The organism is Rhodococcus aerolatus (genome assembly GCF_054783215.1).
The window spans coordinates 114,202-120,967 of record NZ_BAAGQZ010000022.1 but is presented as its reverse complement, the minus strand read 5'-3'; the positions used below and the strand labels follow the sequence as shown (position 1 = coordinate 120,967).

The window sequence follows — 6,766 nt, the reverse complement described above, 5'->3', positions numbered from 1 at the left end:
CACCTAGAATCAGCACCCAGGATCACGCGGAACACCGACTCACACACCACCTCCCTGGACGCGACCCCGCTGCTGAGTCCAGCCGTGCCCGCACAGCGTCAGCCTCGGCGCGTGCCTGCTCCCCCGCCTGGTCGTCCCTGGTGAACAAATCCGCCACGTCCGGCTGACCGAGCCGCGCCACCACCAGGCTGCGCACAAGATCGTCAACCCACTCCACACGCCTGCCGACACAGCCCTTGGCATCGCAGGCGTAGAGCAGGTGACCGCCTCGCGGCTGCACCCTCAGCACTGACCCACACGTGCCGCACTCGCCCACTCCATAGGAGAGCAGGTGCTTGCGGGCACCTGTGTTGGTGCTGCGCCGTGCCGGTGCGCTGAGCAGGGCTACAACCCTGTCGTGACTGTCCCTGTCCACGATCGCGGGCCAGGCAGCCTGTCCGACCACCTGACCGCCACGCACGCGCAGACCCACGTTTGCCGGTCGCTGAGCAAGCTTCCTGATGGTGCCGTGACGCCACTCGCCACGTCCGCCAGGTGTCAGCACACCGGCAGCGTTCAACTCGGCAGCAATCGACTTCATCGACTGGCCGGACAGCAGGTCCGCAACAATCTTGCGAACAACGTCAGCGGCCTCGGCGTCCTCGTTGTCCTGCCAGCCGGTCACCCGGCCGTTGCTGTCCCGCTCATAGACCCTGCCCCAGCCGTACAGCACGGCCCCGTTGGCTCGGCCTTCCTCGGCACGCTGCTGGGCGGCTCGGGCCACGCGCTCGGACTTGACCTCAGACTCAGCCGTGTCGAACTCACCCAGGATGCCCGCGTACATGCGACCGGCTGCCGTGCTCAGGTCCAGGTCTGACCCTTTCACCAGGGCAATGCCCACCTGAGCGGCCTTCAACGCATCGATGCCAGCAGCACGCTCAGCGCGGTTGCGCCACAGCCGGGACAGCCCGTAGGCCACCACCTGGTCGAACTCACCCCGCGCTGCTGCTGCCATGAGTGCTTCGTAGCCGGGCCTGTGCTTGCCGGTCAGAGCCGAAATGTCGTTGTCTGAGTAGGTACCAACCACGGTCCAGCCACGTGCAGCCGCCAGAGCCTCGCTGTCCTCCCGCTGTCGGGTGACACCCTTCTCCGTAGCGTTGGGGTCCTCGCTGATACGGACGTACAGAGCAGCGCGAGTGGTCATGCCCGCAAGTTACCCCCTCAGGACACACACGGTTCCCCGGCGGCCCGGGCAAGACGCAGTCCCCCGACGACTTCACCTCGCTGATGGACGACCTGGAGAGCCGGGTGTTCGGCGTGCTGCCGGACTCGACCGTCGTCTACCCCGGCCACGGCCGGGACACCAACCTCGGCGTCGAGCGGCCCAGCCTCGGCGAGTGGCGCCAGCGCGGCTGGTAGCCGTCCCGACGTCCTACCGGTGCCCGTGGGTGCGTTCGTAGGCCTCGCGCTCCGCCTCGTGCCGGCGGCGGGACCGGGCGCTGCTCAGGTCGACCTCGAGACCGTGCTGCTCGAGGCGCCGCGCACGGTTCTGGTCCATGTAGGCGACGGTGTAGAACGCGCTGAGCAGCACGGACAGCAGCACCATGAGCACCCGCACGTACGCCGGCCCGGGCAGCAGCAGGAACGCCAGGTAGATCGGCACGAACAGCACCTGGCTGCGCAGCACGTGGCGCACCGGTGCCCCGGGGCCGGCGACGTCGCGGCGCACCCACTCGCGCATCTCGTCGGGCAGCGGACGGCCGACGGCGTAGAGCAGCCACCGGATCGGTCCGGGACGGGTGCGGGTGCGGCTCACGGGGCCCCTCTCGTGGTGTACTGAGCACCCTAACCATTAGTGCACGAACGTCCAAGCCGGAGGGGTCCCGTGACCGAGCCGACCGAGGGGCCCGTCGACGTCCTGGCCCTCGAGCGCCAGCTCTGCTTCGCGCTCGCCGTCGCGCAGCGCAGCGTGCTCGGCGTCTACAAGCCGCTGCTCGCCCCCCTGGGTCTCACCCACCCGCAGTACCTCGTCATGCTCGCGCTGTGGGAGCACGCCCCGCTCCCGGCCGGGCGCCTGGCCGCGCTGCTGCAGCAGCACCCCGCCACGCTCTCGCCCCTGCTGCAGCGGCTCGAGGCGGCCGACCTGGTCACCCGCACGCGCAGCGTGACCGACGAGCGCGTCCTCGAGGTCGACGTCACCCCGGCGGGGGCCGCGCTGCGCGACGAGGCGCTGGCCGTGCCGCCGGCGGTGGTGGCCCGCCTCGGCGTGCCGCTCAGCGCCCTCGAGGCCCTGCACGCCGCGCTGACCGACGTCAACGCCGCTGCCCTGGCGGCGGCCACCGAGGACTGACCCCGCTGCGCAGTACACAAGAGTTCTTGTGCATGACTCCTTGTGGAGCTACGGTCGCTCCCGTGACCGCTCCCGGGGACCGCGACGACACCGTCCACCTCACCGACCCGCGGGCCATGCGCGCCCTCGCCCACCCCACGCGCCTGGCCCTGCTCGGGGAGCTCCGGGCCGGCGGGCCGCGGACCGTCGGCATGCTCAGCGAGGCCCTGGACGAGGCGCCCGGCTCGGTGAGCTACCACCTGGGGACGCTCGCCCGGCACGGCCTGGTCGTCGAGGTGCCCGAGCGGGCCCGGGACCGGCGCGAGCACTGGTGGCGCGCGGCGCACCGCATGACGTCGTGGGACGAGCTGGAGGCGCTGGCCGACCCGGAGCGCCGCGCGGCGGTGGGCGTGCTGCGCCGGACCGTGGCCGACCACTACGCCGCCGAGCTGCGCCGCTACCTGGAGGTCGAGCCCTCCCTGCCGGACGCATGGGTGGCCGCGGCGACGAGCAGCGACGTGGTGCTCCACCTCGACGCCGACCGTCTCGCCGAGCTCAGCGCCGAGCTCGACGCGGTCCTGCGGCGCTGGCACGACGCCGACCCGGGTCCGGACCAGCCGGGGACCCAGCGGGTGCGGGGCGTGGTCCACGCCTTCCGCGACCCCCGGACGGCACCGTGAGGACGGCACCGTGAGGGGCGGGCTCGGCTGGGTGTTGCTCGCCCACGTCGTCTCGCTGACCGGCAACGTCGTCACCGTCCTCGCGCTGCCGATCTACGTGCTCCGCACCACCGGCTCCCCCACCGCGGCGGGCGTGCTCGGGTTCGTCGCCACCGTCCCGATCGTCCTCGGCGGGGCGCTGGGCGGCGTGGTGGTCGACCGGCTCGGCTTCCGGCGGGCCAGCGTGCTCGCCGATTCCGTCTCCGGAGTCACGGTCCTGGCCATCCCGGTGTGCGCGGCCACGGTGGGACTGCCGTTCTGGCTGCTGCTGGTGCTCGTGTTCGGCAGCGGCCTGCTCGACACCCCGGGCTCGGGCGCCCGCCAGGCGATGCTGCCCGAGCTGGCGCAGCGGGCGGGCCGCAGCCTGGAGCAGGCCACGGGGACGCTCGACGCCGCGAGCCGCACGGCGCGGCTGGTGGGTGCCCCGCTGGCCGGGGTCGCGGTGGCGGCGGTGGGCCCGCTGCCGGTGCTCGTGCTCGACGCGGCCACCTTCGCCGTCGCCGCCGTCGTGGTCCGCCTCGCCGCGCCCGACCTGCGCGGGGTGGCGCCGGACCCCGCGACGGGCACCGGGCCGGGCACCGCAGCGCCCCGTGGCCTGCGGGGCTACCGGGCCGACCTCGCCGCCGGCCTGCGCTTCGTGGCCGCCGACCCGCTGCTGCGCGTGGTCGTCCTCATGGTCATGGTCACCAACACGTTCGACTCGGCGAAGTCGAGCGTGCTGCTGCCGGTCTACGCCACCGAGCGCCTCGGCGGGGCGGTCGCGCTGGGCCTGCTGGTCGGCGTCATGGGGGGCGGGGCGGCCCTGGGGGCGCTGGTGTTCGCCGCCGTGGGGCACCGGGCGTCGCGGCGGCTCACGTTCACCGTCGGGTTCGTGCTCGTCGCCGGTCCGCCGTACCTGGCCCTGGCCGTCGGGGCGCCGCTGCCCGTGCTGCTCGGGGTCTTCGCCCTGGCCGGGCTGGGCGCCGGGGCGATCAACCCCATCCTCGCGACGGCGACGCTGCGCCGGGTCCCCGTGGCGGCGCGGGCGCGGGTGTTCGGCCTTGCCGACGCGGGCGCGTGGCTGGGCGTGCCGGTCGGCGCGCTGGGCGCCGGGCTCCTGGTCAGCGGGGTGGGGCTGAGCGCCACCCTGGCCGGGATCGCGGTCTGCTACGTGCTCGTCTCGCTCGTGCCGCTGCTGGGCGGGCCGTTCCGGCTGCTCGACGCCCGGCCTGTGCCGGGGTCCGTGCCGCCGTCCGACGCGACGTCCGGGTCCGAGCCGGGCGCCGGGTCGGGGTCGGGGTCGGGGTCGGGGTCGGGCGCAGCGTCGGTGGACCGGGCGTCGACGACCTCGCCGAGGTAGCCCAGCACCGTCGCCGCCACCGCGACCACCGGCACGGCGAGGAACGCGCCGACGACGCCGAACACGCCGCCGCCCCCGGTCACCGCGAGCAGCACCACCGCGCCGTGCAGGCCCAGGCTGCGGCCCTGCAGCACCGGGGAGAGCACGTTGCCCTCCAGCTGCTGCACGACCACCACCACGAGGAGCACCAGCAGCGCCGTGGTGACCCCGTTGCTGACCAGCGCCACGAGGACGGCCAGGCCGCCGGCCACGAAGGCCCCGACGATGGGCACGAACCCGCCGAGGAACGTCACCACGGCCAGCGGCAGCGCCAGCGGCACGCCGAGGACGACCAGGCCCGCCCCGATGAACACCGCGTCGATGGTGGCGACGACCGCCTGGGTGCGGATGAAGTCGCCGAGCACCCGCCAGGACCGGCTCAGCACGGCGTCGACGTGCCCCCCGACCTGGCGGCCGACGACACCGTGCACCCACGGCAGGAACCGGGGACCGTCCTTGAGGAAGTAGAAGGTGAGCACGGCCGCGATGCCCAGGGTGACCACGGCGGACGTGGCCGCGCCGACCCCGGTGGCGACCCCGCCGGCGATGGTGGCCGCGCTGGAGCGCAGCTGGGCGCTGAGCCCGTCGACCACCGAGCCGACCTGGTCCTGGCTCAGCCGCAGCGGCGGGCCGGTGAGCAGGTCCTGCAGGGCGGCCAGCCCGCCCGACGCCTGGTCGGCCACCGCCCCCACCTGGGCCAGCACGGGCGGCACGACCAGGGCGAGGACGCCGGACGCCACGGCGACGGCCACGAGCACCACCACGAGCACCGCGGGCGCCGGGCGCCAGCCGTGGCGGCGCAGCCACCCCACGGGGGGCCACAGCACGGTGCACACGACCAGCGCCAGCAGCACGGGCAGCACGACGCCCCACAGCCGGCCGACGAGCAGGCCCAGCAGCACCGCGCCCGCGGCCACCACGAGCAGCCGCAGCGTCCACCAGGAGGTGGAGACGACCCCGGCGGCGATCACCTCGCCGCGGTGGCGCCCGGGGGCACCTGCGTCCGGCTCGCGCGCGTCGGGCACGGGGCTCAGGAGCCCGGGGCGAGCCGCCCCGAGCCGGGCTCGAAGACCTGGGCGCTGAACGTCCCCGCGGCCACCACGGCGGCGGCCAGCGGACCGGCGACGGCCACGAGCCGGGCAGTGCCCTCGTCGCCGAGGTGCGCCCACGGGCCGACGCCGAGCTCGTGGGTGGTGGCCTCGACGGAGCGGCGCAGCGCCCGCCCCGCGTCGGTCAGGCCCCCGTCCTCGTCCAGCACGCCGCGCTCCTGCAGCCGCGCGACGGACGCGGCCCACTGCTCGTCGGACCACCCGCGGGTGGCCTGCGCGGCGGGCACCCGGAAGCCGCGGCCGCTGGCGGTGTGGCTGACCAGGGCGTCGATGCCGGGCAGCCCGGCCGCGGTGAGGGCGGCGACGTGGCCGTCCCCGCGGTGCTCGCGCAGCAGCGTGATCCCGTGCCACAGCGCGACCAGCGGCGTGGTGGGCCACTCCAGGTCGGCGTGCGCGGCGAACAGCGGGCGGCCCTCGACGGTCGCACCCTCGACGGCGCGACGGGTGAGGTCCGCCGCCTCGGCGACCTCGGGGGCAGCGGCCGCGTCCCCCAGCAGCCGGCGCAGCGCCTCGTCGACCGAGGCGAACCGGGCGGCGACCACGTCGGCCGGGGAGGCCAGCGTCCACGCCCGCGGCACGTGCTTGGCCACCAGCGCGGGGTTGAAGTTGTTGAACGTCGCGGCCACCACGCCGGCGCCGACCGCGCCCATCGGGGCCGACCGTCCCGCGAAGTACGGCATGCGGCCCGGCCGCAGGCCCACCGCGGTCAGGTGGGCCTCGGTCTCGGGCACGAAGTAGGTCATCGAGTGGAGGGCCTCGATGGTGCCCAGGGCGCGCCCGGCCTCGTTCGGCTGCATGGTGGGCGAACCTACCCGGACCGGAGGTCCCGTCCGGCCCGGGACGTGTCACACTCGAACGCATGTTCGACGAGGGCCGGCTGCAGGCGATCCGGGACACCGGGCGACCGCGCGGGCCCCGCTGGCGCCACGTGCTGCCGCCGGTCCGCGTGGCCGTGGACCTCGGCGCGGTGTTCGCGCTGCCCCCGCACCACTCCGGGACGTCCGTGCCGGACGGGCTGGCCCTGCGCGGGGTGGTCACGGCCCGGCTCAGCGCGTGGGCCCGCTCCGCGCAGGGCGACTGGTTCGCGCTGGTGGCCTACGACGCGGCCGCGGCCGACGGCAGCACCCGGGCGGCGGTGTCGCACTGGGTGCCCGCCCACGTGGTCCGGCCCGTCGAGGGCTCCCGCGGCAGCTGACCGGGCCTGGTGGTGGCCGTCGCCTGGTGGTGCCCGTCGCCTGGTGGTGCCCGCCGC

At 75.2% G+C, this 6,766-nt stretch carries 7 protein-coding genes and 2 pseudogenes; 5 read left to right on the top strand and 4 right to left on the bottom strand.

Features of this window, described 5'->3' with window-relative positions:
* Window positions 1–22 precede the first annotated feature (22 nt).
* Entirely contained in the window at window positions 23–1,183 is a 1,161-nt protein-coding gene (locus ACYVOF_RS09410) for a recombinase family protein (protein WP_460865864.1), read from the bottom strand.
* A 17-nt stretch (window positions 1,184–1,200) separates the two neighbouring features.
* On the opposite strand from ACYVOF_RS09410, the pseudogene ACYVOF_RS09405 reads away from it, so the two are divergent.
* Window positions 1,201–1,398, top strand: a pseudogene (locus ACYVOF_RS09405) (MBL fold metallo-hydrolase); the annotation flags it as partial.
* Window positions 1,399–1,411: 13 nt separating this feature from the next.
* On the opposite strand, the gene ACYVOF_RS09400 reads toward ACYVOF_RS09405, so the two are convergent.
* Window positions 1,412–1,795 (bottom strand): DUF5313 family protein, encoded by a 384-nt coding sequence (locus ACYVOF_RS09400; protein ID WP_460865862.1) that lies wholly within the window; start codon window positions 1,793–1,795, stop codon window positions 1,412–1,414.
* Window positions 1,796–1,864: 69 nt separating this feature from the next.
* Here ACYVOF_RS09400 and ACYVOF_RS09395 point away from each other — a divergent pair, with 69 nt between their 5' ends.
* The 3 genes and pseudogenes from ACYVOF_RS09395 to ACYVOF_RS09385 form a co-directional block, all read left to right on the top strand.
* Entirely contained in the window at window positions 1,865–2,329 is a 465-nt protein-coding gene (locus ACYVOF_RS09395; RefSeq protein WP_460865861.1) for a MarR family winged helix-turn-helix transcriptional regulator, read from the top strand.
* Window positions 2,330–2,391: 62 nt separating this feature from the next.
* Entirely contained in the window at window positions 2,392–2,988 is a 597-nt protein-coding gene (locus tag ACYVOF_RS09390; RefSeq protein WP_460865859.1) for an ArsR/SmtB family transcription factor, read from the top strand.
* 10 nt (window positions 2,989–2,998) lie between these two features.
* A pseudogene (locus ACYVOF_RS09385) lies at window positions 2,999–4,141 on the top strand (MFS transporter); the annotation flags it as partial.
* A gap of 32 nt (window positions 4,142–4,173) precedes the next feature.
* On the opposite strand, the gene ACYVOF_RS09380 reads toward ACYVOF_RS09385, so the two are convergent.
* On the bottom strand, window positions 4,174–5,430 hold the full coding sequence (locus ACYVOF_RS09380; RefSeq protein WP_460865857.1) for an AI-2E family transporter: 1,257 nt from the start codon (window positions 5,428–5,430) through the stop codon (window positions 4,174–4,176).
* Between the two features lie 5 nt (window positions 5,431–5,435).
* On the bottom strand, window positions 5,436–6,311 hold the full coding sequence (locus ACYVOF_RS09375) for an SCO6745 family protein (protein ID WP_460865855.1): 876 nt from the start codon (window positions 6,309–6,311) through the stop codon (window positions 5,436–5,438).
* Between the two features lie 62 nt (window positions 6,312–6,373).
* Here ACYVOF_RS09375 and ACYVOF_RS09370 point away from each other — a divergent pair, with 62 nt between their 5' ends.
* Window positions 6,374–6,709 (top strand): hypothetical protein, encoded by a 336-nt coding sequence (locus tag ACYVOF_RS09370; RefSeq protein ID WP_460865853.1) that lies wholly within the window; start codon window positions 6,374–6,376, stop codon window positions 6,707–6,709.
* Window positions 6,710–6,766 lie beyond the last annotated feature (57 nt).